Below are 24,579 nucleotides of genomic sequence, written 5' to 3' on the forward strand. Positions count from 1 at the left end.
TCAGGCCCCCGATTCGCCGAGTCCGGGCAACTCGGCCCGCTGCTGCGGTGGCACGAGTTCGCCGGGGATGAGGATCCCGGTCCGCAGCCCGCGCAGGGTGACCACCAAGACGCCGTCGACATCGTCGACGCGTTTGATCTCCTGCCGTTGCACGGTCTGCACGTAGGTGCCGAGGCGGACGCCGATCCAGTCGGCACCGTAGTCGGCGCCGATGGGTGCGCCCGGCGGCGTCATGTCCCGCAGTTTCGCGGCATTGCCGTAGAGCAGGTAGTAGCCGAGAACGGCGGCACCGGTGCCGAAAACCGATACCACCGGCAGGATGGTGAACCAGCTCAGTGCGCCTTCGCTCAGCCACACCAACCCGACGGCGACCAACGGCGCGACGGCCATCACGGCGACTGCCGTCCGCGCGGCCCGGCTTCCGCGGGAGGCGCGCGCCAACCGGTCCGCGAGCCCGTCGTCGGCAACCCCCTCGACGTGCAGTGCCTCTGCTGCCGGAGACGTCGCCCCGGGTCCGGGATAGACGGCTTGCCTCGCCGCTGGGTATCCGGGTACGGCCATGGTCTGGCGCCACCGCCCCGACAAGAGATCGGCTTTGATGTGGTCGGGAACCAACTCCTCGGGGATCAGCAGCGGGGCATCGCCGCCGGACAGCACCATGACCCGGCTGATCCGGCGGATCCGCCGCAGTTGGCCGATCATCACGGTCCGATAGGTACCGTCCCACCCGCAGCCGATCCACTCGGTTCCGAAGTCGGCGTAGAGGGGAGCGCCCTCCGGTAATTCGCGTCCCCAGTAGCCGCGTCGTCGGGCGATGGTCCCGAATACCGGCAGACCGATGATGAGTAGCGCGCCGATCACCGGTGACGCAACCAGCATCGCGAGGGAGGCGATCATTTCTCCGCTCGGTGCGAGGTCGTACTGCCACAGCATCGGGACGGTGATGATCAGCCCGACTACCGCACCGATGACAAGCATGGGGACGATACAGAGACCGGGGAGCAGCGCGACCCAGATCATCGGACCGCTGCGGAACTCGGCGGTGGCCAGATCGTTGGTCATCTGCCGGGTGGCGGTGAGATGGGTGCGCAGGACACCGGGCAACACTTCGGACGCGGGATTCATGACGGCTTCTCCGATGGGCGGCGGATCAGCCATCAACCTACCGTGCGCCCGCGTCGCCGATCATTCACGCAGATCGGCTGCCCCGGGTCCGGTTACAGCCGGTCGAAGAAGCGCCAAATCACGGCCGTTGCGTTGATCGCCGACGACGGCGGGCCGCTGAGCGGACTCGGCTGGGTTTGCCCGGGCCAGTGGTGCCCCATCCCGTCGATGCTGAGGAGGGTCACCGCCCGGCCGCCGGGGCACCGCGCCGAGGAGACGGCCACCGAGCCGTGCCGGGTCCGCGTCGGGGGCGCACAGTGGGCGAGCCGGCGGAAACGGGCATCGACGGAGGGAATCGCCTCGCCGTCGACCCGGGCCGACCCAGACCCGACGCCCCCGCGGTAGGGCACCCGCGGATCGGCCGTGCCATGGATCTGGATGATCGAGGCGGGGCGGGCGCAGCCGGTGACGAGTGTTCCCGACACCGACGCGGCGCCGCGGAACTTTGACGTCTGGCACACCATGCGCAACGCCATCATGGCGCCGTTCGACATCCCGGCGACGAAGACGCGGCGCCGGTCGATCGATGTCCGACGGGCGACGTCGTCGACGACTCGACGCAGGAACCCCACGTCGTCGACGCGGGTCTGCGACGGCCGCCCGCAACACGTGCCGGCATTCCAGGCGCGGGCGGTGCCGTCGGGATAGGCCACCGCGAACCGGCCCGACCGTGCCTGGGCGTCCCACCCGTACGAGCGCTCCGCGGCCCGTCCGGTCCCGAACCCGCCGTGCAAGACGAGGACGAGGGGAGCGCTGGTGAGTCCGGCGGGTTCGTAGAGCCGGTAGGTCCGGTCACCGATGTGATGGGTGGACCGGCTATCCGCGGAACTCGGCGCGGTGCCCAGGCACGCGGCCAGGGTCAGCGAGAGCACCACGGTCGCAGCGGTTCTCGCCCATGCGGTCATCGGGTAAGCGTAGCGTCACGATCGTGTCGCTGACCACACTGCTGGACGCCGGATGCCGGGACACCCCGGACAAGCCCGCCATCGTCTTCCGGGACGCGCGCACCGGCTACGGCGAGCTCGCCCGGCGCAGCGAGGCCTCCGCGCGGGCCCTTCTCGCCAGCGGAGTGGCGCCCGGAGACCGGGTGGCGCTGTTCATGGCCAACCGGACCGAACTCGTCGAGTGCTACCTGGCCGCTTCCTGGTCGGCGCGGTCGCGGTGCCCTGCAACCACCGTTTCCAAACCGCCGAGGTCGTCTTCGCCGTCAACCATTGCGGCGCCTCGGTCCTGCTCGTCGACGGCCCGCTGCTCCCCGTCGTCGAGGCCATCGGCCCGCAAGCGCCGTCGCTGACCGGGATCTACGTCTACGGCGATGCGCCGGCCGACGCGGCGAACCCGTGGGCGGCCGTGGTCGCGGCGGCACCGGCCGACACCGTGCTGCCGACGGTCGCCGACGACGAACCGGCGATGATCCTCTACACCTCCGGCAGCACCGGAAAACCCAAGGGCGTCACCCACACCCATGCCTCGGTGCTCGACGTGGCGCGCGGCCGCGGCATCACCCAAGAACTCACCGCCGACGACGTCTCGCTCGCCGCGACCGCGATCTGCCACGGCGGCGGGTCGATCGGCGTGACCTTCCCGACCCTGCTTGCCGGTGGCACGGTGGTCCTGCTCGAAGAATCGGTGGCCCAGCTGTTCCTCGACGCGGTCGTCGCCCACCGGCCGACGCGCACCCTGGTCCTACCCGCCCAACTCCTCGACGCGTTGCGGGCGCCGGGGGCGAAAGACGTCGACTTCACCTTCCTGCGCGAGGTCCAATGCGGCGGCGACCAGATCTCACCCGAGCTGTACACCGAGTTCGCCGCGGTCACCGACCTCAAGCTGAACCAGGCCTACGGGCTGACCGAATGCGAGGGCGTCGCGATGAACCCGCCGTTCGGGGAGATCCGCCGCGGATCGGTGGGCACACCGCGCCACGGGGTCACCCTGCGGATCATGGGCGACAACTCGGTGGCTGCGGTCGGGAAGACCGGCGAGATCCAGGTCCGTGCGGCCTCGGTGATGAGCGGGTACTGGGACGACCCGGAGAACACGGCGGCGGCCTTCGTCGACGGCTGGCTGCGCACCGGCGACCTCGGCAGCCGCGATGCCGACGGGTACCTGTCGCTCAGCGGCGTGGTGGGCAGCCCCGACGAGCGGCTCGGCGCCATCGTGCACGCCTTCGTCGAGTTCGAACCCGGGGCCACGACGACGATCGACGAACTGGCCGCCTTCGCCCGCTCGAAACTCGCGGCCTACAAGGTTCCCGAGAAATGGACCGTCGTCGGCGATCTGCCGCGCAACGCCGTCGGCAAGATCGACCGGCAGGCGCTGCACCGACGGGCCATCGCACTCGACAAGTGAGCCGGTGGCGATTGAGTCGGCGGTGACCGCGCCGCCCGATCAGGCGTAGCCGGGCACGAAGGTGATGCGGGCCTTCTGCGCTTTCGCCGCGTCGCGGAAGTTCTTCATCGCCCGCTGCATGTGGAAGCCGTTGGTGACGATGACCGCCCCGTCTGCGCCCATCGCCTTGAGCATGCGAACGGTGTTCGCGGCGTTTTGCACGGTGCTGCGCGACTGGCCCTCGTTGACCATCTGCCACACCGGGATTCCGCGCTTGAGCAACCCGATGTTCATGAACTGGGCCTCGGAGACCGGTAGCCACCAGGTGTCGCCGCCGGAGACGATGATCCGGTTGAACGGGTGGGTGCGGCCGAGCCGGGCCGCCTTGCTCATGCGCTGCTCGAGGATCTGGGGCGTCTGTCCGAGGGTTCCTACCTTGGCACCGAGGACGACGATGTAGCGTCCGCCGGGGTTCTGCCAGAGGAACAGGCTCTCCGGGCCGATGAGGTCGGTGCCGGAGCTGCCGAAGTCCATACTTCCGGCAGCCGGGTTCGGCGTCGGCGCGGCATGGGTGGTCGCCGAGCCCGTGACCAGGGCTGCGGCGGTGACGAGGGCAGCGGTAATCGCGAGTCGAAGGCGCATGGGTGCGAGTGTAGTGAGCCAACCTTGCGGGTCGCTGTGATGAGCGCGGGTTGTGTCGAGGGTGCAACCGGTCCGTGGCGGATTCGAGACTGGCGCGCTGATCGGGCGGTCAGCCGAAGGTGAACGAGTAGGCGCTCAAACCGGGGGACAACTCGATCGTCACGGTTTCCGCCGCCGAAGTGCGGTGGCTGGCAACGGTTCTGATGTTGGGCGGTCCCGATACCGGCACGGTTCTCGTCGTCCCGCCCGAGGTGATCGTGATCGTGCCGGTGCCGCCGACGTTGAGATAGACGGCGCGCGCACGGTAGGCGAGGGTGATCCGGGCCCCTGGGCCGGCGGTCAGCGACTCGGGTCCGGGCGTCCAGGTGCCCGCGAGTCGAAAGGTGTTGGGGGCCGGGTGCTCGTCGTCGGAATAGGGGTGGGTTCCGGCGCTGTAGGGACCGCCGCCGCCATAGGCCTGCTGCTTGTCGATGCCGAGGAAGGTCTCCGGCGTGCGCTGCCGGTCGGTGGGGGTCTGATCGGGCAGGTCGGTCGGCGCGGGCAGGTCGACGCCGGGGTTGGCGGCGGTGAGCAACACGCGCAGATAGGCCTCGTGGCGGTCGTAGCGGCCCTCGCCGAGGCTGACGTGGCGGATCACCCCGGTGGCGTCGACGAGGTAGCCGGCCGGCCACGCCACGTTCTGATACGCCTTCCACGTGCCGTACCCGTTGTCGATGGCCAGCGGGAAGGTCAGGCCGAGTTTGCGGGCCCCGGCGTCGACGTTGCCGGCTTCGCGCTCGAAGGCGTACTCGGGGGTGTGGACGCCGACGACGCGCAGGCCGAAGGGCTCGTAGCGCTTCCACCACGCCTGGGTGTGGGGGAGTGATCGCTGACAGTTGATGCACGAATAGGCCCAGAACTCGACGAGGACGACCTTGCCGCGCAAGTCGGCCATCCGCATCGCAGATCCGTTGAGCCACTGGGAGATTCCGGTGAACTCCGGTGCCCGGCCGCAATCGGCGAGCCCCTCGTCGACGCCGTTGAAGGCCGATTCCTGGCAGGCTCGCAACGAGCCGTTGCCGGCCGCTGCGGGGACGGCGATCCGGGTCTTCAGCGGGTCGGCGATCACGCGCGTGTAGTCGGGGATGCGGCGCTGAATCGCCCCGGTGACGTCGAAGGTCAGGGCGATGGCCAGCGCGATCACCAGGACGCCGGCCACCCCGCGGACCAGGCGTTGGCGTCGCTGCAGGCCGCGGACGCGCTCGGCGATCCGGTTACCCGCCAGGGCGACGAGCAGCAGGGGGATCGAGACCCCGACGGCGAAGGCGACGGTGAGCAGGACCGTCTCGGTGCCGATCGTGCCGGTGGCCCCGGCGACGGCGATCGCCGCCAGCACCGGTCCGGCGCACGGCACGAAGACCGCGCCGAGGGCCAGGCCCAACAAGAAGCCGCCGAGGGTGCCCGAGCCCTTCTCGGTGACCTGGCGTTGGGGGATCCGTGCGAAACCCCGTTCGAGGAAGCGTTCCACCGAGGGGAACAGCATGGCCAGGCCGACGAGGACGAGGGCGGCCAACCCCAACCAGCGCAGCAGCGACGAGGGCAGGTGCAGTGCCGCCAGCAGCAGGGTGCCGAACAGGGTGATGAGCGCGAAGCTCAGCGTCATCCCGGCGACGATCGCCACCGCGCGGGCGCGACTCGGTGGTGCCGCTTCGTCCCCTGGCGCCGCGGCGCTGCCCATCAGCACGACCGGCAGCACCGGCAGGACGCAGGGCGAGATGCCCGCCAGGAGGCCGCCGACGAAACCGACCAGGAGGAGCGTCACATCACCACGTCGTGCCGTTCATGCCGGGGATGACGCAGCGGCCGGTGCGGTCGACCCGCCCGATGAGCATCATGTCGTAACCGGTGCATGAGGAGTTGATCGGTGCGCAGGTCCCGATGGTGGTGATCACCTTGTTGGGCCCGCAGGGGGTGCCCATCTTCGGAGCGGCGGCGGCATCGGGTGCGCCGAGTCCGCCGATACCGGTGATCAACGTGGCCGCGGCGGCGGCCCCGACGAGCAGGCAGCGTGCCGAGCGTCGGGCGGTTGATGGGATGGTCATAATCGGACCTCCGTGTGCGTCGTCCCCCGACTCCTGCCAGACTACGCCGAATGTGACGACAGTCACAACGGTCAGCCCAGTGCCATCGCCCCGCCACTGTGCTTGGCGGCTTTCGGGTTCTTCTCCACGCCACCGGTGTCGCGGGCGATCCAGACCTGGGGCGTCAATTGCCGGTACTCGTGGATGCTGATGGGCACGCCGAGGAAGTCTGCCCGGAAGTCGGCGGTCCAGGCCGGCTTGCCGTCCCAGTTCGAGCGCCCCAGCTTGACCGGTGCGCCGAGGTCGCGGCCGAACGTGTAGTCCTTGTAGACCCAGGGCTGTCCCTGCGGTCCTTTGGTGAAGGTCAGGCTGCTGCCGAACCTGCTCTGCGTCCGTGTGAAGGCCCGGGCCTGCTCGTACGGGGCGAGCTTCCCGCGGGTGTGCATCACCGGCAGCAGTGCCAAGGGTTGGCGGCCGGTCGGCGCCTTGCCCAACGGCGCGTCGCCGAACAGCTTCAGAATCTGTGGACCGGTGCAGTGGTTCATCAGCGAGTCGATGGTGCGATCCCGATTGGTCTGGCTGATCACACACTTGCCGTCGGGCACCGGGCGCGGCGCCGCGGTCGCCGGCGCGACGACGGACAGCGCACTGAGAATGGATACGGCGCCGACGACAATGCGCGGCCCTGGACGTCGAAAACTCATGGTGGAGACCCCGTTCCGGCCGCCCCTCCGGCGGCATGCCTCCCGAGGGTAGCGGGTGCGGTTGTCAGGTATCTGTCCACACCGGGTCGCGCTTGTCGAGGAAGGCGGTAATGCCCTCCTGGGCGTCGCACGTCATCGCGTTCGTGGCCATCGTCTCGCCCATGAGCTCGTACGCCTCGGGCTCGGTGTGGTCGATTTGGCGATAGAACGCCGCCTTGCCGATGGCCAGGGTGGACGCGCTCGACCCGGCGATCCGGAGGGCGAGTTCGCGTACCGCAGTGGCCAATCCGTCATCGTCGACGACGTCGTTGACCAATCCCCAGTCGGCCGCGGTCGCGGCATCGATGACGTCGCCGGTGAGGAGCATGTGCATCGCCCGTTTGCGGCCGATCGCCCGCGTCAGGGCCACCATCGGGGTGGAGCAGAACAGGCCGATCTTGACCCCGGGGGTGCTGAACCGCGCCGAGGTCCCGGCGACGGCGAGGTCGCACGTGGCGACCAGCTGGCAGCCTGCGGCGAAGGCGAATCCGGACACCTCGGCGATCACCGGCTGTCGCGCCTCGTGCACGGCGGTCATCAATTCGGTACAGCTGGCGAAGACGGCGCGCTCGTCGTCGAGGGTGCGGTCGACCAGTTCGATGAGGTCGTGCCCGGCGGAGAAAGCCGGGCCGAGCGCGCGCATGACGATCACCCTGACGTCGCGGTCGCCGTCCAGGCGCCGCAGCGCGTCGGTGATGGCGGCCATCGTCGTCGTCGAGAGCGGGTTGCGCCGCCGCGGGTCGGCCAGGGTGATCACGCCGAGTGGTGCGTCGACCTCGACGTCGATACCGTGCACCATGACGGACTCCTTACCGCGTTGGGGCGTTCACCGACCCACCGACGGCAGTCTTGACTGACTCGTCCGTCGCCAGCGTCACGCCGGTGTCCTTGATCCAGATCCGGCACCAGTCTTCCAGGGTTCCGGTGACTCTGATCGCCAAACCGTGCAGCCGAGCGGTGCGGAAGGAGAAACCCCTGCTTGGGGGAGTGATGTGTGGTGTCACTCGAACTCAGCGGGCGTACCGACCGGAGGCCGGCAGGAATGTGATGGTGCGCCCTCCGGGATGTCACTCGAACTCAGTGGGCGCACTCCGGCCGGAGGCCGGCAAGGTTGTCATGGTGCCCTCGGTGAGACTCGAACTCACACTGGACGGGTTTTGAATCCGTTGCCTCTGCCAATTGGGCTACGAGGGCATGGGTGCCGAGTTTAGTAGATGGTTACCCGCGTGTGCCAACCGCGCCCGGTAGGGTCATAGCACCGAGGTTCGTGCTGATGAGAAAGGATGCCTGTGGCCGACGAAGTCCAACCGCCCAGCCGGGTCCTGGTGGCCGAGGATGACTCGCTGATCCGGATGGATCTGGTCGAGATGCTGAGGGAAGAGGGCTACGACGTCGTCGGGGAGGCTCCGAACGGGCAGGTTGCCGTCGAACTCACCGAGAGCCTGCGGCCCGACCTGGTCATCATGGACATCAAGATGCCGGTCCGCGACGGTATCGACGCCGCCACCGAGATCGCGCAGAAGCGCCTCGCGCCGGTGGTGATGCTGACGGCCTTCAGTCAGCGCGACTTCATCGAGAAGGCCCGCGACGCAGGCGCGATGGCCTACCTGGTCAAGCCGTTCTCCAAGGCCGACCTCGCCCCGGCGATCGAGGTGGCGGTCAGCCGGTACCGAGAGTTGGCCGCGCTGGAGGCCGAGGTCGAATCGGTCCAGGAGACCCTGGAGGCGCGCAAACTCATCGACCGCGCCAAGGGTCTGCTGATGAGCCAGCACGCGATGACCGAACCGGAGGCGTTCGCCTGGATCCAGCGCGCGGCGATGGATCGGCGCACCACGATGAGACAGGTGGCCGAAGTGGTCATCGACAACGTCAAGCCCTGAAACAGGCGGTGAGGGATGAGGATCGGCCCACGCGTTACGGGAACCGCGGCGATGGTGGTCGCGGCGGTGGTGGCGGTCGCCGGCTGCGCGACTGACGACGGCACGGCGCCGACGTCGCCGGCCGCGAAGGCCGGCGCCACGTCACCGGCATCGGACACCGCGTCGAGCAAGCCCGGCTCGGCCGCCGCACCGACCTCGGTACCGCCATCGCAGACCGGAATGGCGATCCGCACCGTCGGGCGGATCAACATCGACGGCCAGCGCTACGACGCTCCGGCACCGGCCGATCCGGCCAAGCCCGCCGGTGACGGCAAGGCGACCTGTCGGAACCTGTCGGTCGCCGTCGCCGGTGATCTGACGAGCCGCGACGGGATCGACGGCGCCGCCATCGCCAACGGCGTACAACTCGCCGTCGACCGGTTCAACGCGGCGAACCCGGGCTGTCACCTGGGGCTGATCCGCGTCGACTCCAAGGGCAACGGGGTGGTGGCCGCCGAGCAGGCCAAGCGCACGGTGGCCAACGCGAGCGTCGTCGCGGTCATCGGGCCGCTCACCTCCACCGACGCCCTCGCAGCGGGATCGGTGTACAACCAGGCCGGCCTGGCGGCGCTGAGCCCGTCGGCTACGGCGCCCACGCTCACCGACAAGGGGTGGAAGTCGTTCTTCCGCGGCGTGAACAACGACGACGTGCAGGGCGAGGCGATCGCCCGCCACCTCGTCACCGCTCGGCACCGCAAGAAGGTCTGCGTCATCGCCGACGACACCGACAGCGGCGCCGGCCTCGCCCAAACGGTCACGCAGGGGCTGGGTTCGGTCGCCGTGCCCGGCTGTGCCGCGAACGTCCGCCGCGGGCACCACGACTACGCCGCCGCGGTCGACGCGGTGGTGAAACAGGGTGCCGACGGGGTCTACTTCGCCGGCGCGGCGCGTGACGCCGGGGCATTCCTCACCGCGCTGCGCGCGGCCGCGCCGGGGGTGCTGTTCGCCGCCGGCGACGAGGCGAACAGTCCGGAGTTCATCGCCTACGCGGGGTCCGGGGCCGACGGTGCCCTGCTGTCGTGTTCGTGCGCCCCCGACCCGGCCGAGTTCACCAAGGCGTTCACCGAGAAGTTCGGGACGGCGCCGGCGCAGTACTCGCTGGAGGCCTACGACCTCGCCACCATCGTCATCCGCGGCATCGCGGCCAAACACCAGACCCGCGCGCGGCTGCGCGACTACGTCGCCAAGTACTCCGGCGACGGGGTGTCGCGCCACTACCGCTGGGCCCCGACCGGCGATCTCATCGGCAACGCCGTGTGGCTCTCCCACGTCGGGCCCGTCTAGGCGCCCGCCGACCGACCACGCGTTCGGAACGGGTCGCCGCGATGTCGGCGGACCACACTAGACTTCGTCGTTGTGAGTCCAGCGCAGAAGTCAGCATCGAAGGCCGCCGCCGACCCGACGGGAGACGGGCGCCCGATCCTGATGCTGCTCGACGGGCATTCGCTTGCCTACCGCGCCTTCTTCGCGCTGCCGGCCGAGAACTTCAAAACGGCCGGGGGACAGACCACCAACGCCGTGTACGGCTTCACGTCGATGCTGATCAACCTGCTGCGCGACGAGCAGCCGACGCACATCGCGGCGGCGTTCGACGTGTCGCGCAAGACCTTCCGCTCGGAGCGGTACCCGGAGTACAAGGCGCAGCGCGACTCCTCGCCCGACGAGTTCCGCGGCCAGGTCGACCTGACCAAAGAGGTGCTCGGCGCCATGGGGATCCCGGTGTTCGCGGTCGACGGGTATGAGGCCGACGACGTCATCGCCACCCTCGCCACCCAGGCCCGCGACCAGGGGTACCGGGTCCTGATCGTCACCGGCGACCGTGACGCCCTGCAACTGGTCGACCCGACGACGACCGTGCTGTACCCCAAGCGCGGGGTCTCCGAGCTGACCCGGTTCACCCCCGAGGAGGTGGAGGGCAAGTACGGGCTCACCCCGGTGCAGTACCCCGACTACGCCGCACTGCGCGGCGACCCATCGGACAACCTGCCCGGTATCCCCGGTGTCGGGGAGAAGACCGCGGCCAAGTGGATCCGCGAATACGGCTCGCTGGCCGGCCTGGTCGACAACGTCGAATCCGTCCGGGGCAAGGTCGGGGACTCGTTGCGCGCCAACCTGTCCTCGGTGCTCACCAACCGGGAACTGACCGAACTGGTCCGCGACGTCCACCTCGACGCCGGACCCGACGACCTGGCGCTGGCCGGGTGGGACCGTGAGCAGATCCACAAACTGTTCGACGACCTCGAGTTCCGGGTGCTGCGCGACCGCCTCTTCGCCACACTGTCCTCACCCGAGCCGGAGGCCGAGTCCGGGTTCGACCTGGACGGGGAGCGGCTGGCCCCCGGCGCCGTCCGCGGTTGGCTCGACGAGCACGCCCGCACCGGGCGCAGCGGAGTCATGGTCGCCGGACCGCAGCGCGTCGTCGACTCCGACGTCGAGGCCGTCGCGATCGCCGCGGCCGACGAGGTGAGCGCCTTCATCGACCCGACGGGGATGACCCCCGACGACGAGCAGGCCCTGGCCGACTGGTTCGCCGACCCGTCGGCGGACAAGGCGCTGCACGAGGCGAAGTGGGCCTTCCACGCACTGCGCGCACGGGGCTGGGCGCTGTCGGGGGTGAGCAGTGACACGTCGTTGGCGGCCTACCTGGCCCGGCCCGGTCAGCGGAGCTTCAACCTCGACGACCTCGCCGTCCGCTACCTGCGGCGCGAACTTCGGGTCGACACCGCCTCGGCCGACGGCGGGCAGCTCTCCCTGCTCGACGGGGACGCCGACGATACGAAGCGGGCGGATGAGTTGATGCTCGCCGCCCGCGCCGTCGCCGAGTTGGCCACCGCCTTCGACGAGGAACTCGAGCGACTGCACGTCCGTGACCTGCTCGCCGACGTGGAATTGCCGTTGCTGTTCGTGCTCGCCGACCTCGAGGCCACCGGGATCGCGGTGGACACCGACCACCTGCAGACGCTGGAGGCGGAGTTCGCCGAGCGGGTGCGCGCGGCCGCCGAGGCGGCCTACGACGTGATCGGCGAGCAGGTGAACCTGGGTTCGCCCAAGCAGCTGCAGACGATCCTCTTCGACAAGCTGGAGATGCCGAAGACGAAGAAGACGAAGACCGGGTACACCACCGACGCCGATGCGCTGCAGGGGCTGTACGAGAAGACCGGCCACCCGTTCCTCGAGCACCTGCTCGACCACCGCGACGCGACCCGGCTCAAGGTGACCGTGGAGGGACTGCTCAAATCCGTCGCCCCGGACGGTCGCATCCACACCACCTTCAACCAGACGATCGCCGCCACCGGGCGCCTGAGTTCGACCGATCCGAACCTGCAGAACATCCCGGTGCGCACCCCGGCCGGCCGTCAGATCCGCGGCGGCTTTGTCGTCACCGGTGGCGGCGGCGCCGATTCGCCGTTCGAGTCGCTGCTCACCGCGGACTACAGCCAGATCGAGATGCGGATCATGGCCCACCTCTCCGAGGACGAGGGGTTGATCGAGGCTTTCAACACCGGTGAGGACCTGCACAACTTCGTCGGTTCGCGCGCCTTCGGCGTGCCCATCGACGGGGTCACCCCGGAGATGCGCCACCGCGTCAAGGCGATGTCCTACGGCCTGGCCTACGGGCTGTCGGCCTTCGGGTTGGCCGCGCAGCTGGGCATCAGCCGGGAGGAGGCCAAGGAGCAGATGGAGGCCTACTTCGCGCGGTTCGGCGGGGTCCGCGACTATCTGCACAACGTCGTCGACGTGGCGCGCCGCAACGAGTACACCGCGACGGTCTACGGCCGCCGCCGCTACCTGCCCGACCTCAACAGCGACAACTGGCAGCGCCGCCAGGCTGCCGAGCGGATGGCGCTCAACGCCCCGATCCAAGGCAGTGCCGCCGACATCATCAAGGTCGCCATGATCAACGTGCACCGCCGCCTCGCCGCCGAGGGGCTGCGCAGCCGGATGCTGTTGCAGGTCCACGACGAATTGGTGCTGGAAGTCGCGCACGGGGAGCGCGACGCGGTGGAGAAGCTCGTCCGCGAGGAGATGGGCGGCGCCATCAGCCTGTCGGTGCCGCTGGAAGTCTCGGTGGGAGTCGGCCGATCCTGGGACGACGCGGCGCACTGAGATGTTCGCGCGCCGGCTCGGATGCCTCGCGGTCGCCATGTCGGTCGCGGTGGTGACCGCCTGCACGAACGACGAGTCTGCGCTGGACACCGCGCCGATCAGCGTCGACGTCGCGAAGCAGCCGGCGATTGCCGCCCTGCTCCCCGAGCCGATCCGGGCCGGGGGAGTGCTGGTCGTCGGGACCAACCCGCCCTACCAGCCGAACGAGTTCAAGAACCGCGACGGCCAGATCGTCGGCTTCGACATCGACCTGGCCGCCGCCCTGGCCCAGGTGTTCGGGCTGCGGCTGCGGGTGGCCGAATCGGAGTTCGCGAAGATCATCCCGGCGATCCAGGCCGGGACGTTCCACCTCGGGATGTCGGCGTTCACCGACACGCTGGAGCGGGAGAAGCAGGTCGACTTCGTCACCTACTTCTCCGCCGGGGTCCTGTGGGCGCGGCGCACCGGGACCACCATCACCCCGACCACCGCGTGTGGTCGACGCGTCGGGGTGAAGTCCACCACGGTCCAGGACACGCAGGAGATCCCGGCGAAGTCGGCCGACTGCGTGCGGGCCGGCAAGGAACCGATCCGGAAGGTGAAGTTCGAGAACCAGGATGCGACGGTCAACGCCCTGCTGCTCGGGCAGGTCGACGCGATGTCGGCGGACTCGCCGGTCACCGCCTATGCCGTCAAGAAGACCGACGGCCAACTCGAGGCGGTCGGGCCGGTCTACGACGCCGCTCCCTACGGAATCGCGGTCGCCAAGGGCGGTGTGGCCCAGGCGGTGCGCGCGGCGATGCAGTACCTGATCGAGCACGGGTACTACTCGACCATCGCCACCCATTGGGGTCTGTCGGCTGGAATGATTCGGGAATCCGTCGTCAACGGCGCGAAGGAGTAGCCACGTGGTGTCACCCGCCCAACCCGGTGCGCCGGCGTCGACCGACGACGCCGCGCCGATCCGCGCGGTACCGCTGCGCCACCCGGGCCAGTGGCTGGCCGCCGTCGTGGTGCTCGTCCTCGCCGGGTTGTTCGTCTACGGCGCGGCGACCAACCCGGCTTACCGCTGGCACACCTACGCGGCCTATCTGTTCGACACCCGGGTGCTGGCCGGCGTCGGGTACACGCTGGGCCTGACCGTGCTGGCGATGGCCATCGCCGTCGTGCTCGGCGTGGCGCTGGCGGTGATGAGGCTGACCGACAACCCGGTGCTGCGCTACTGCGCCTGGGTCTACATCTGGGTGTTCCGCGGGACACCGGTCTACGTCCAACTGGTGTTCTGGGGGTTGTTCGGCTCGATCTACAAACGGATCGACATCGGGATCCCGTTCGTCACCCAGTTCGCGCACATCGACATCCAGGCGCTCAACGCGGCCTTCTTCTTCGCGGTGATCGGCCTGGGCCTCAACGAGGTCGCCTACATGGCCGAGATCGTCCGCGCCGGCATCGCCTCGGTGGGCGAGGGACAGACCGAGGCGTCGACGGCGTTGGGGATGTCGTGGACGCAGACGATGCGCCGCACCGTCCTGCCGCAGGCGATGCGGGTGATCATCCCGCCCACGGGCAACGAGGTGATCAGCATGCTCAAGACGACGAGCCTGGTGGCCGCGGTGCCGTTCACCCTCGAGCTGTACGGCCGGACCCGCGACATCTCCGGGGTGAATTTCCAGCCCATCCCGATGCTCCTGGTCGCGTCGACCTGGTATCTGGCGGTGACCAGTGTGTTGATGGTCGGCCAGCACTACGTGGAGAAGCATTTCAGCAAGGGCGTCGGCCGCTCGGGGGAGGCCCGATGACCCCGATGGTGGCGGCCCAGTCGGTCGGCAAGTCCTTCGGTGCGTTGCACGTGTTGAACGGGGTGTCGCTGGAGGTCGCCCGCGGCGAGGTCGCCTGCCTCATCGGGCCGTCCGGCTCGGGCAAGTCGACGTTTCTGCGGTGCGTGAACCACCTCGAGCGGATCAACTCCGGCCGTCTCTACGTCGACGGTGAACTGATGGGCTACCGCGAGCGCGGCGACAAGCTCTACGAATTGAGCCCGAAGCAGGCGGCCCGGCAGCGCCGCGACATCGGGATGGTCTTCCAGCATTTCAACCTGTTTCCGCACCGCACCGCGCTGGAGAACATCGTCGAGGCCCCGATTCTCGTCGCCGGCAAGCCCCGGGCCGAGGCGGTCGAGCAGGCCCGCGACCTCCTCGACCAGGTGGGTCTGGCCGATCGTGCCGACCACTATCCGTCCCAGTTGTCCGGCGGACAGCAACAGCGGGTGGCGATCGCCCGGGCCCTCGCCATGGAGCCCAAGCTGATGCTGTTCGACGAGCCGACCTCGGCCCTGGACCCCGAACTCGTCGGCGACGTGCTGGCGGTCATGCGCCGCCTCGCCGCCGACGGGATGACGATGCTCGTGGTCACCCACGAGATGGGGTTCGCGCGCGAAGTGGCCGACCAACTGGTCTTCATGGACGACGGGCGGGTGGTGGAGCGCGGCAATCCGCGCGAGATGCTCGCCAATCCGCAGCACGAACGGACCCAGGCATTCCTGGCGAAGCTGCTGTGAACGGCGAGACGCGGCACATCCCGCACGTTTTGCCACATCCCGATGAAGTAGCGTCGGGATCTGCGAATCTCTGCGGGAGGAAGGACTGATGGCGACGCGTATCGGGGTCATCGACGGGGACGGGATCGGGCCCGAGATCGTGCCGGTCGCCGTGGCGATCGCCTCGTCGGCCGCGCAGCAGGCCGGGCTGGACGTCGAGTGGGTTCCCCTGGCGATTGGTCGTTCGGCTATCGAGAGCGCCGGCGACCCGCTGCCGGCGGCGACCCTCGAGGCGCTCGACGACCTGGACTGCTGGATCCTCGGGCCACACGACTCGGCGGGCTATCCGGCACAGTTCCGCACCGGGCTCACCCCGGGCGCCATCATCCGCAAGCGGTACGGGCTCTATGCCAACCTTCGGCCGTCGCGCGCCTATCCGGGCGTGCCGGCGGTGACCCCCGACGCGGATCTGCTCATCGTGCGCGAGAACAGCGAGGGCCTCTACGCGGACCGGAACATGGCCGTCGGCGGTGGCGAGTTCATGCCGACCCCCGATGTGGCGCTCGCCGTCGGTGTGATCACCCGGGCGGCGTCGGAGCGCATCGCGCGGGTCGCCTTCGAGCACGCCCTGCGCCGGCGGCGCCGAGTCACGGTGGTACACAAGGCGAATGTGCTCACCCTGACCACCGGGCTGTTCCGCGACGCCTGCCTTGCGGTGGCGCGCGACTACCCGGACGTCGCCGTCGACGAGCAGCACGTTGATGCGATGGCGGCGCTGATGGTCCGACACGGCGACTTCGACGTGGTGGTGACCGAGAACCTGTTCGGCGACATCCTCTCGGACCTGGCCGCCGAGCTGGCCGGCTCGCTCGGGTTGGCCGCGTCGATCAATGCCTCGGACACCAAGGCGATGGCGCAGGCCGCACACGGTGCCGCGCCCGACATCGCGGGGCGCGACCTGGCCAACCCGGTGGCGCTGATCGAGTCGACGGCGATGCTGTTCGACTGGTGGGGGCAACGCACCGCCGACGCGCGCGGCGCGGCCATCGCCGGCCGGATCCGCGCGGCGCTGTCGGACACCCTGGCGGCCGGTGAGTCGACGGCCGATCTGGGTGGCTCGCTGGGCACCACGGCGTTCGGGCGAGCGGTGCTCGCGCGCCTCGGTGGGTAGGCGTCGAACGGCTCGTCAGCCGGGTTTGCGGCAGCAGAAGATCGCGGTGCCGGGGAAGTAGGCACCCCGCAGCGGCGACCACTGCCCCCACTCCTGCTCGAAGCCGTCGGGCCACTCCGGTTCGACGACGTCGTCGAGGACGAGCCCGGCGGCGCGGATCTCGCGGATCCGGTCGCCCATGGTCCGGTGGTGCTCCACGTAGGTGACCGCGCCGGTCTCGTCGCGCTCGGCGTACGGGGTGCGGTTGAAATAGGGGACGGTGACGGTGAGCCCGGCCGGCCCGGGGTCGTCGGGGAACATCCAGCGCATCGGGTGGTTCACGGCAAAGACCCAGCGGCCGCCGGGTCGCAGGACGCGCGCCACCTCGGCCATCACCCGGGCCGAATCGGCGACGAAGGGCACCGCGCCGAAGGCCGAGCACGCGAGGTCGAAGGATTCATCGGCAAAGGGCAGGTACTCCGCAGTCGCCTGGACCAGGGGCACCCGCGACTCGTCCGCGGCCATCGCGGCCAGACCGTGGGCGAGCATCCCGCGCGACAAGTCGATGCCGACGGGACGGGCGCCGTGCGCCGCCAGCCACCGCGAGCAGGGCGCGGAGCCGCACCCGATCTCGAGGATGACCCGGCCGGTCAGGTCGCCGAGCAGCCCGGCATCCTCCTCGCGCAGGTTCTCCGGGCACCACACGAAGTCGCCGCCCGGGCGTTCGACGCCGAGGAAGGCGCCGTGCTCGTCGTGGTAGTCGTCGGCGTCGGCATCCCACCAGCCGCGATTGGCCAGGTCGCTGGTCGTCGAATCCACCGGGCCCAACACGCGGGGCGGTCGGTGCTCGCCGCTGTCGTCGCTCATGCCGACCGCCGTCGTCGGGCCCACCAGGCCATGGTTGCACCCAGCGCCACGGTCAGCGCACCGCAGACCACCATCACGCGGGCATTGCCGATGGTGGCGGCCCGCTGTTCGTCGAAGGTCCGCGCATTCTTCGCATCGAGAATCGTGTCCCACACCGTGGTCGTATGGATCTTGTCGCGAGGTTTGAGGGTGTCCCAGTCGTTTCCATCGGGCAGTGGAATGGTCTGGGTGGCGTAGGTGGACTCATTCAGGAGGCTTTCGCGGTGCTTCCCGTCCACTTCGGTCACCGCGCACCGGTCCCCGGCGGACATCGTCGCCCCGCCGCAGGAGGTCGGCGAGTGCCAGACGACGATGCCGTACCCCACGACGAACATGCCGAGGACCACCAGGCCGATTCCGCCCGCGACCAAGCGCCCGTAGTCGATCCGGTGAGCCATCAGCAGGCCCGCCCGGGGAGCACGGTCTCGGTCGGCGTTTCGCCGTCCCACTGCCGGATCCCGGCCGCGACGACGGTGAGGTCGTCCCGCTCGCGCAGGAGGGCGACCGCCTCGCCCACCTGGGCCGGGTCGAGCCGGCGGGCCAGGGTGACATGGGGCGTCCACGCCCCGGGGCGCGAATGGGCGAACTCCTCCTCGACGTGCTCGGCGGCGAGGCGGGCGACGGTGGCGTGGATGCCGAGAAGCTCGGTCGACGGGACCACCGACCGGGCCAGGGTGAACCCACCGCCACCGGAGAAGACGAGCGGGGCGCCGAGTCGGAGGGTGAGCGGCAGCCGTTGGGCCACGGGGCCGAGTGCCCCCAGCGCGCCGGCGCCGATGCCCCGCGCGGCGACGAGGGTGGTGTGCGGCCGCTGGCCGCGGTGCGGGTTGCGCAACCCCGCTCCGGCGAGTCGGCCGATCTCCCCGATGACCGCGGCGTCCCCGTCGTCGTCGAAGATCAATTCCAGGGAGTGGACCACGGTCTCCTCATTCGTCGGGGCTCGTTCGGGGGCCGTCAGGCGTCTCGGCGTGCATTTGTGCAGGACAGGCGGCCTGGCGTAGTGTTGTAAGGGCGTATGGCCACCGCATCGTCACGATGCGGTGACCACATTGTTGACCAGCACTTTTCCCGCTGGATGACCGCACCCAGAACCTGTCCCATCTAGATACCTGTCCGGAGCAACCCAACACATGTCGTCCCCCACTATCTCCTCGCCGCAAGTAGCCGTCAACGACATCGGCTCGGCCGAGGATTTTCTCGCCGCCATCGATTCCACGATCAAGTACTTCAACGATGGCGACATCGTCGAGGGGACGATCGTCAAGGTCGACCGCGACGAGGTCCTGCTTGACATCGGTTACAAGACCGAAGGTGTCATCCCGTCCCGCGAGCTCTCCATCAAGCACGATGTCGACCCCAGCGAGGTCGTCAACGTCGGTGATGAGGTCGAGGCCCTCGTTCTCACCAAGGAGGACAAGGAAGGCCGCCTGATCCTGTCCAAGAAGCGCGCCCAGTACGAGCGCGCCTGGGGCACCATCGAGGAGCTCAAGGAGAAGGACGAGGCCGTCAAGGGCACCGTCATCGAGGTCGTCAAGGGCGGCCTGATCCTCGACATCGGCCTGCGCGGCTTCCTGCCGGCATCGCTGGTCGAGATGCGCCGCGTCCGCGATCTGCAGCCGTACATCGGCAAGGAGATCGAGGCCAAGATCATCGAGCTCGACAAGAACCGCAACAACGTGGTCCTGTCGCGCCGTGCGTGGCTCGAGCAGACCCAGTCCGAGGTGCGCAGCGAGTTCCTGCACCAGCTCCAGAAGGGGCAGGTCCGCAAGGGCGTCGTGTCCTCGATCGTCAACTTCGGCGCCTTCGTCGATCTCGGCGGCGTCGACGGCCTGGTCCACGTGTCGGAGTTGTCCTGGAAGCACATCGACCACCCGAACGAGGTCGTCACCGTGGGCGACGAGGTCACCGTCGAGGTCCTCGACGTCGATCTGGACCGCGAGCGCGTCTCGCTGTCGCTCAAGGCGACCCAGGAAGACCCGTGGCGCCAGTTCGCCCGCACCCACGCGATCGGTCAGATCGTGCCGGGCAAGGTCACCAAGCTGGTTCCGTTCGGCGCGTTCGTCCGCGTCGAGGAGGGCATCGAGGGTCTGGTCCACATCTCCGAGCTGGCCGAGCGCCACGTCGAGGTGCCGGATCAGGTTGTCGCCGTCGGTGACGACGCGCTGGTCAAGGTCATCGACATCGACCTCGAGCGCCGTCGGATCTCGCTGAGCCTCAAGCAGGCCAACGAGGACTACACCGAGGAGTTCGACCCGTCGAAGTACGGCATGGCCGACAGCTACGACGAGCAGGGCAACTACATCTTCCCCGAGGGCTTCGACGCCGACACCAACGAGTGGCTCGAGGGCTTCGAGGAGCAGCAGAAGGCCTGGGAGGCGCGTTACGCCGAGGCCGAGCGCCGCCACAAGATGCACACCGCCCAGATGGAGAAGTTCGCGAAGGCCGCCGCCGAGGCGGAGAACGCCCCGAGCGACTACTCCTCGTCGACCGACGACGCCAAGTCGGGTTCGTCGGCGCCGAGCGCCGGTGGCTCGCTGGCCAGCGACGAGCAGCTCGCCGCACTGCGCGAGAAGCTCGCCGGCAACGCCTGAGCAGTCTGAGCACCAACAACTCCCCGGTCCGGATGGGCCGGGGAGTTGTTTTTATCTGGCCTTCGGTGGCGTTTTAGCTTAGCCAAACATGCCTAAGCGAAGGCAATACTTGCTGGTAGAGGGCATTTTGTCGCTCTACACTCGGGGACATGAAGATGACAGCCAGCCTTGAGAAAGCATTCATCAAGCAGATCACCAAAGAGTTCGAATCCGCGATGCTCTACCGCCAGCTGGCGATCGAGCTGGAGCTCATGAACCTGCCGGGAATCTCCAAGTGGCTCAAGAGCCACGCCGACGAGGAGCTGACCCATGCGGACAAGCTCATCAAGCACCTCACCGACCGGGACAACCACCCGATCATCGGCGACATCAAGACCCCGAAGGTCAAGGTGACGAGCGTGACCGAGACCTTCGACGTCGCACTGGAGGCCGAGAAGGACGTCTCGCAGGCCATCCGAGACCTCTACAGCGCGGCCAACGAGGCCAACGACATCGACTCGCGCTCGCTGCTCGACTGGTTCGTCAACGAGCAGATCGAGGAAGAGGCGACGGTCAGCGAGATCCTCGGCCGGGCCCGCCTCGTGAACGAGGACGGCTCCGGCGTCCTGCGACTCGACGCCGAACTCGGCGCGAGCGCCTGAACCCCCTGAAATAGCCCTCAGGACCGACGGCCCGCCGCAGCTCCCGCCACGGGAGCGCGGCGGGCCGCCGCACGTTTGCGGCCGATTGCCGTCGGATCGGCGGCGATAGACTCGAGCCATGGCACGACGCGCGCTGATTCTGGTCGACGTCCAATACGACTTCTGTGAAGGCGGGGCGTTGGCGGTCGCCGGCGGCCTGGACGTCGCGCACAGCCTCGCTGCGGCCCTGCGCGACGAGGAGTTCCTCTCCGCCTACGACGTGGTGGTCACGACGCAAGACTGGCACATCGACCCCGGCGAGCACTTCGCGGCGCCGGGGGAAGAACCGGACTTCCGCGTCTCCTGGCCGGTGCACTGTGTCGCCGAATCCGATGGCGCCCGCATCGTCGACGAACTCGCCGACGCCGTGCGCGGCATCGACACGGTCCCGGTCATCGAGGTGTTCAAGGGCCACTACGCCGCCGCGTACTCCGGGTTCGAGGGCGTCACCGACGACGACGAGCCGCTGATCGACCGCCTGCGCGCGCACGGCATCACCGACGTCGACGTCGCCGGGATCGCCACCGACTATTGCGTCAAGGAGACCGCGCTCCACGCCGCCCAGGCGGGCCTGCGGACGACGGTCCTCACCGATTTTGCAGTGGGGATCCGTGCGCCGGACGTAGCCGAGCTTTACGCCGACGGCTTTCCCGCGGCCGGCGTCCTCGTTCGATAGCGCCGTCCGGCAGCGCGGTCAGAGCTCAGGAAGTCGGCGGGTCCAGGAAGAAGTCGTACTCGATCGGCTCTTCCCCGCCATAGACCGAGAGGTCGGTCACGCCGGCCTCGCGGACAAGGTCGGCGTCGATGAAGCACTGCCCGGTCACGTCGACCGGCTTGGCCGCGAGGACGGCGGCCGCGTCGCCCATGATCTCGGGCTCGCGGGAGTGGCTGGCCGCCTCGTCGCCGCCCAGCAGATTGCGCACCGCCGCCGTCGCGATCGTGGTTTCGGGCCACAGACAATTGCAGGCGATCCCGCGGTCGGCCCACTCGGCGGCAAAACCCAGGGTCAGCAACGACATCCCGTACTTGGAGACCATGTACGCCGGGAAGCGGCCCAGCCAGTCGGGGGACAGGTTGATCGGCGGCGACAGCGTGATGACGCGGGCGTGCTCTGATGCGGTGAGCTGCGGGAGACACGCCTTCGTCAGGGAGAAGGTGCCGCGCGCGTTGATCTGCTGGATGAGGTCGTAGCGCTTCATCTCCAGCTCGGCGGTGGGGGTCGGGGCGAGGGCGCTGGCATTGTTGACGACGATGTCGATGCCGCCGAACGCGTCGACGGCGGTGGCGGCCAAGCGGGCCACGTCGTCGTCGTTGCGCAGGTCACCGACCACGCCGATCGCCTCGGCGCCGGTCGCGCGGATGGTGTCGACCGCGGTGTGGATGGTCCCGTCCAGGCGCGGGTCGGGAGTGTCGGTCTTGGCCAGCAACACGATATTGGCACCCCGCTGCGCCAGCGCGACTGCGATGGCGAGTCCGATTCCGCGGCTACCGCCCGACATGACCACCGTGCGGGAGTCGAAGGCGCCGGGGCCGGGATCGGTGATCAGGGGAGCAGACATCGGTAGGCCTTTCGGTTGGGGGATACCTCGACCCTAGGGCGGCGGGCGCTCGGTGAACAGGGGCACGGTGACCACAAACGGCCACCCGGCTTGTGCTCGACGACCATGGTCGGCCGCGTCTGACGTGGGCGCCGGGTCGGGTGGGGGCGGGTGGGAGTAGGACGAACGTCACGCGTTTGCCACACTGGTGACGTGATTCGAGTCGGACTGACAGGCGGAATGGGTGCGGGCAAGTCGACGGTGGCGAAGGTATTCGCCGATCGGGACGCCTACCTGATCGATGCGGACAAGATCGCGCGGGAGGTGGTGGCCGCCGGAACCCCGGGACTGGCCGCGCTGGCGCAGGCGTTCGGCGACGGCATCATCGGCGACGACGGGGAGTTGGACCGCGCGGCGCTCGCGGCGAAGGCATTCGCCGACGACGAGTCGCGCGCGACGCTGAACTCCATCACCCATCCGCTGATCGGGGCCCGGACCTCCGAACTGCTCGACGCGGCGCCGGCGGATGCGATTGTGGTGCAAGACATCCCGCTGCTGGTGGAGAACCACACCGCGCCGTTCTTCCACGCCGTGGTCGTCGTGAACGCCGACGTGGAAGTGCGGGTGCACCGGCTGGTGACCTCGCGCGGCCTCGACGAGGGCGATGCCCGGGCCCGGATCGCGGCGCAGGCGACCGAGGAACAGCGGCGGGCGGTCGCCGACGCCTGGCTGGACAACTCCGGCGAACCCGAGCACCTGGTCGAGAAGGCGATCGCCCTGTGGGACCGTCGCCTGGTTCCCTACGAGGTCAACGTGCGCTCCGGGATTCCGGCGAAGCCCAACCCGACCCTGGTCGCGGCCGACCCGAATCCCGGATCGGTGGGGACCCGGGTGACCAACCGGCTGTGGGCCATCGCGGGGGAACGGGCCACCGCGGTGGCGGTGACCTCGGACACTGGTGCTGGGGCCGACCCGGTGGTGTCGGTGCAGGTCACCGCCAAAGACGCCGCCGCGGCGGCCGAATTGCCCGACCTCCTGCGTGCCGGCGGCTTCCCGTCCGACGGTCCGGGATCCTTCGCGTCGGCGGATCCGGGGCGCCCCGCCGCCGTCAGTGTTGTGGTGGGCGGAACACCGTGAGGGTGTGCGCGACGCATCGGCGCACGAACGCCTCGTCGAGTGGCTGGTCGGTCACCAGCACCCGCAGGTACAGGGGGGCGGCCAGCGCCTCGAGGACGTCGTAGGAGGCGGTGCCCGCCGGGATTTCGCCGCGCGCGATCGCGCGGTCGACCACCGGCGCACTGGCGGCAAAGCGCATGCGCCAATACTTCTCGCGCGCCGCGGCCATGTTCGGATCCGACGACATGGCCGCGGTGGCGCCGAGTAGTCGGCCCATGCCGGGCCGCGACAGCAGGGCGGCGATCTGCCGGGCGAGTTGATCGAGGTCGCCCGCAAAGGTTCCGGTGTCGGGCAGCGGATTGTCCCGCTCGGCCACGTCGGCCACCGCGTCGGCGACGAGGTCGGTCGTCGACGGCCACCGCCGGTACACCGTGGTCTCCGCCACGCCGGCCCGGTTGGCGACCGCTGCCACGGTCAGCGCCCCGATGCCGTGGTCGAGGACGAGTCCGAGTGTCGCGTCGAGGACGGCGCGCCGCACCCGCGCGCTGCGGCCGCCCGGCCGGGGACGGGGTGCGGTCATGGGCGCACCGGCGGCTCGGGCAGCCAGGTCACCGGGGCGCCGACCGCCGAATCCAGCCAGGCCTGCACATCGTGGTCGTGCTCGGCCGCGCCGACGAGGGCCCGCGCGGCGATCTGCACGGCGCGCTCGCAGTGGGCGGTCGAGAGGTAGCCCGTGGTATGGGCGTCGAAGACCTCGTCGATGTCGATCAGCTCCAGCGGCCGGCCGACGACGTCGACGAGGTCGAGGTACCAGTCGGTCGCGTGCCAGCGGCCCTGCGCGTCGGGTCGGTGGAACTCGCCGACGTCGAGGTAGAGGCGCTGGCCGGGCCGGTAGTCCGGGTCGGTGAAGTGGAAGATGTTGGCCCGCAGCCCGAGGTCGGGGAGCAGCCAACTCTGAAGCCAATAGAAGCGGGCATGGTCCGACGGCCGTGACATGTAGAGCCCGAAATCGGTCACCCGGTACTCGTCGACATCGCGGATGAAGCCCTTGGGATCGGTGTTGGTCATGGCCGCGACGTCGAAGACCTCGGTCTTGGTCGGATGGGCGGCGGTTGTCATG

The 24,579-nt window shown here is 69.3% G+C and carries 25 protein-coding genes, 1 tRNA gene and 1 pseudogene; 13 read left to right on the forward strand and 14 right to left on the reverse strand.

Features of this window, described 5'->3' with window-relative positions; translation table 11 throughout:
* Positions 1-1,158: a hypothetical protein gene (locus nbrcactino_RS08575; RefSeq protein ID WP_228460744.1), complete on the reverse strand. Its 1,158-nt coding sequence runs from the start codon at positions 1,156-1,158 to the stop codon at positions 1-3.
* Positions 1,159-1,217: 59 nt separating this feature from the next.
* The gene (locus nbrcactino_RS08580; protein ID WP_161926976.1) at positions 1,218-2,069 is read right to left on the reverse strand and encodes an extracellular catalytic domain type 1 short-chain-length polyhydroxyalkanoate depolymerase; all 852 of its coding nucleotides are present in this window, start codon (positions 2,067-2,069) and stop codon (positions 1,218-1,220) included.
* Here nbrcactino_RS08580 and nbrcactino_RS18355 point away from each other — a divergent pair.
* Positions 2,060-2,293 (forward strand): annotated as a pseudogene (locus nbrcactino_RS18355) (AMP-binding protein); the annotation flags it as partial. The gene nbrcactino_RS08580 and the pseudogene nbrcactino_RS18355 overlap by 10 nt on opposite strands.
* A 32-nt stretch (positions 2,294-2,325) precedes the next feature.
* Positions 2,326-3,513: an AMP-binding protein gene (locus tag nbrcactino_RS08590; protein WP_161926978.1), complete on the forward strand. Its 1,188-nt coding sequence runs from the start codon at positions 2,326-2,328 to the stop codon at positions 3,511-3,513.
* A 39-nt stretch (positions 3,514-3,552) separates the two neighbouring features.
* Here nbrcactino_RS08590 and nbrcactino_RS08595 read toward each other — a convergent pair whose 3' ends face one another.
* From nbrcactino_RS08595 to nbrcactino_RS08620, 6 genes are all read right to left on the reverse strand, one after another.
* Positions 3,553-4,134, reverse strand: a complete 582-nt coding sequence (locus nbrcactino_RS08595; protein WP_161926979.1) for a YdcF family protein — start codon at positions 4,132-4,134, stop codon at positions 3,553-3,555.
* Positions 4,135-4,243: 109 nt separating this feature from the next.
* Positions 4,244-5,935 carry a cytochrome c biogenesis protein CcdA gene (locus nbrcactino_RS08600; RefSeq protein WP_161926980.1) on the reverse strand — a complete coding sequence of 564 codons (1,692 nt, stop codon included), beginning with the start codon at positions 5,933-5,935 and terminating at the stop codon, positions 4,244-4,246.
* A 1-nt stretch (position 5,936) separates the two neighbouring features.
* On the reverse strand, positions 5,937-6,215 hold the full coding sequence (locus nbrcactino_RS08605) for a hypothetical protein (protein WP_186343323.1): 279 nt from the start codon (positions 6,213-6,215) through the stop codon (positions 5,937-5,939).
* 71 nt (positions 6,216-6,286) lie between these two features.
* A complete protein-coding gene (locus nbrcactino_RS08610; RefSeq protein WP_161926981.1) occupies positions 6,287-6,898 on the reverse strand; it encodes a hypothetical protein in 612 nt (203 codons plus the stop codon).
* Between the two features lie 64 nt (positions 6,899-6,962).
* On the reverse strand, positions 6,963-7,736 hold the full coding sequence (locus nbrcactino_RS08615) for an enoyl-CoA hydratase (RefSeq protein ID WP_161926982.1): 774 nt from the start codon (positions 7,734-7,736) through the stop codon (positions 6,963-6,965).
* A gap of 318 nt (positions 7,737-8,054) precedes the next feature.
* Positions 8,055-8,131 (reverse strand) — tRNA-Leu (locus tag nbrcactino_RS08620).
* Between the two features lie 95 nt (positions 8,132-8,226).
* Here nbrcactino_RS08620 and nbrcactino_RS08625 point away from each other — a divergent pair.
* From nbrcactino_RS08625 to nbrcactino_RS08655, 7 genes are all read left to right on the forward strand, one after another.
* Complete coding sequence (locus nbrcactino_RS08625) at positions 8,227-8,817, forward strand: ANTAR domain-containing response regulator (protein WP_228460745.1); 591 nt, start codon at positions 8,227-8,229, stop codon at positions 8,815-8,817.
* Between the two features lie 15 nt (positions 8,818-8,832).
* Entirely contained in the window at positions 8,833-10,140 is a 1,308-nt protein-coding gene (locus tag nbrcactino_RS08630) for a branched-chain amino acid ABC transporter substrate-binding protein (RefSeq protein ID WP_161926984.1), read from the forward strand.
* Positions 10,141-10,212: 72 nt separating this feature from the next.
* Positions 10,213-12,963 carry a DNA polymerase I gene (gene polA / locus nbrcactino_RS08635; RefSeq protein WP_161926985.1) on the forward strand — a complete coding sequence of 917 codons (2,751 nt, stop codon included), beginning with the start codon at positions 10,213-10,215 and terminating at the stop codon, positions 12,961-12,963.
* A gap of 1 nt (position 12,964) precedes the next feature.
* The gene (locus tag nbrcactino_RS08640; protein WP_161926986.1) at positions 12,965-13,846 is read left to right on the forward strand and encodes an ABC transporter substrate-binding protein; all 882 of its coding nucleotides are present in this window, start codon (positions 12,965-12,967) and stop codon (positions 13,844-13,846) included.
* 4 nt (positions 13,847-13,850) lie between these two features.
* Positions 13,851-14,741, forward strand: coding sequence for an amino acid ABC transporter permease (locus nbrcactino_RS08645; RefSeq protein WP_371864514.1), 891 nt, complete (start codon positions 13,851-13,853; stop codon positions 14,739-14,741).
* Between the two features lie 5 nt (positions 14,742-14,746).
* The gene (locus nbrcactino_RS08650) at positions 14,747-15,499 is read left to right on the forward strand and encodes an amino acid ABC transporter ATP-binding protein (RefSeq protein ID WP_161927672.1); all 753 of its coding nucleotides are present in this window, start codon (positions 14,747-14,749) and stop codon (positions 15,497-15,499) included.
* An 88-nt stretch (positions 15,500-15,587) separates the two neighbouring features.
* A complete protein-coding gene (locus nbrcactino_RS08655) occupies positions 15,588-16,649 on the forward strand; it encodes an isocitrate/isopropylmalate dehydrogenase family protein (RefSeq protein WP_161926987.1) in 1,062 nt (353 codons plus the stop codon).
* A gap of 15 nt (positions 16,650-16,664) precedes the next feature.
* On the opposite strand, the gene nbrcactino_RS08660 is transcribed toward nbrcactino_RS08655, so the two are convergent.
* From nbrcactino_RS08660 to nbrcactino_RS08670, 3 genes are read right to left on the reverse strand one after another with little or no spacing between them, the layout of a single operon-like run.
* Complete coding sequence (locus nbrcactino_RS08660; protein WP_161926988.1) at positions 16,665-17,495, reverse strand: class I SAM-dependent methyltransferase; 831 nt, start codon at positions 17,493-17,495, stop codon at positions 16,665-16,667.
* Positions 17,492-17,932: a hypothetical protein gene (locus tag nbrcactino_RS08665; RefSeq protein WP_161926989.1), complete on the reverse strand. Its 441-nt coding sequence runs from the start codon at positions 17,930-17,932 to the stop codon at positions 17,492-17,494. Before nbrcactino_RS08665 ends, nbrcactino_RS08660 begins: the two co-directional genes overlap by 4 nt.
* Positions 17,932-18,453, reverse strand: a complete 522-nt coding sequence (locus nbrcactino_RS08670; protein ID WP_161926990.1) for a 2'-5' RNA ligase family protein — start codon at positions 18,451-18,453, stop codon at positions 17,932-17,934. The genes nbrcactino_RS08665 and nbrcactino_RS08670 overlap by 1 nt, the downstream gene beginning before the upstream one ends.
* A gap of 211 nt (positions 18,454-18,664) precedes the next feature.
* On the opposite strand from nbrcactino_RS08670, the gene rpsA reads away from it, so the two are divergent.
* The 3 genes from rpsA to nbrcactino_RS08685 all read left to right on the forward strand — a co-directional run bounded on the left by rpsA (position 18,665) and on the right by nbrcactino_RS08685 (position 21,481).
* Positions 18,665-20,125, forward strand: coding sequence for a 30S ribosomal protein S1 (gene rpsA, locus nbrcactino_RS08675; protein WP_161926991.1), 1,461 nt, complete (start codon positions 18,665-18,667; stop codon positions 20,123-20,125).
* A 149-nt stretch (positions 20,126-20,274) separates the two neighbouring features.
* The gene (locus tag nbrcactino_RS08680) at positions 20,275-20,766 is read left to right on the forward strand and encodes a ferritin (protein ID WP_161926992.1); all 492 of its coding nucleotides are present in this window, start codon (positions 20,275-20,277) and stop codon (positions 20,764-20,766) included.
* 118 nt (positions 20,767-20,884) lie between these two features.
* Positions 20,885-21,481 carry an isochorismatase family protein gene (locus nbrcactino_RS08685; protein ID WP_161926993.1) on the forward strand — a complete coding sequence of 199 codons (597 nt, stop codon included), beginning with the start codon at positions 20,885-20,887 and terminating at the stop codon, positions 21,479-21,481.
* A 25-nt stretch (positions 21,482-21,506) separates the two neighbouring features.
* Here the strand turns inward: nbrcactino_RS08685 and nbrcactino_RS08690 are convergent, their stop codons facing one another.
* The gene (locus tag nbrcactino_RS08690) at positions 21,507-22,364 is read right to left on the reverse strand and encodes an SDR family oxidoreductase (protein WP_161926994.1); all 858 of its coding nucleotides are present in this window, start codon (positions 22,362-22,364) and stop codon (positions 21,507-21,509) included.
* A gap of 192 nt (positions 22,365-22,556) precedes the next feature.
* Between nbrcactino_RS08690 and coaE the strand changes: the two genes are divergently transcribed.
* Complete coding sequence (coaE, locus tag nbrcactino_RS08695) at positions 22,557-23,480, forward strand: dephospho-CoA kinase (RefSeq protein WP_161926995.1); 924 nt, start codon at positions 22,557-22,559, stop codon at positions 23,478-23,480.
* Here coaE and nbrcactino_RS08700 read toward each other — a convergent pair.
* Positions 23,452-24,039: a TetR/AcrR family transcriptional regulator gene (locus nbrcactino_RS08700; protein ID WP_161926996.1), complete on the reverse strand. Its 588-nt coding sequence runs from the start codon at positions 24,037-24,039 to the stop codon at positions 23,452-23,454. The two genes, coaE and nbrcactino_RS08700, sit on opposite strands and share 29 nt — an antisense overlap.
* Complete coding sequence (locus tag nbrcactino_RS08705; protein WP_161926997.1) at positions 24,036-24,578, reverse strand: ribonuclease FAU-1 family protein; 543 nt, start codon at positions 24,576-24,578, stop codon at positions 24,036-24,038. Before nbrcactino_RS08705 ends, nbrcactino_RS08700 begins: the two co-directional genes overlap by 4 nt.
* Position 24,579: the final 1 nt, after the last annotated feature.

Source organism: Gordonia crocea, assembly GCF_009932435.1.
In the GTDB taxonomy this organism is placed as follows: Bacteria; Actinomycetota; Actinomycetes; order Mycobacteriales; family Mycobacteriaceae; genus Gordonia; species Gordonia crocea.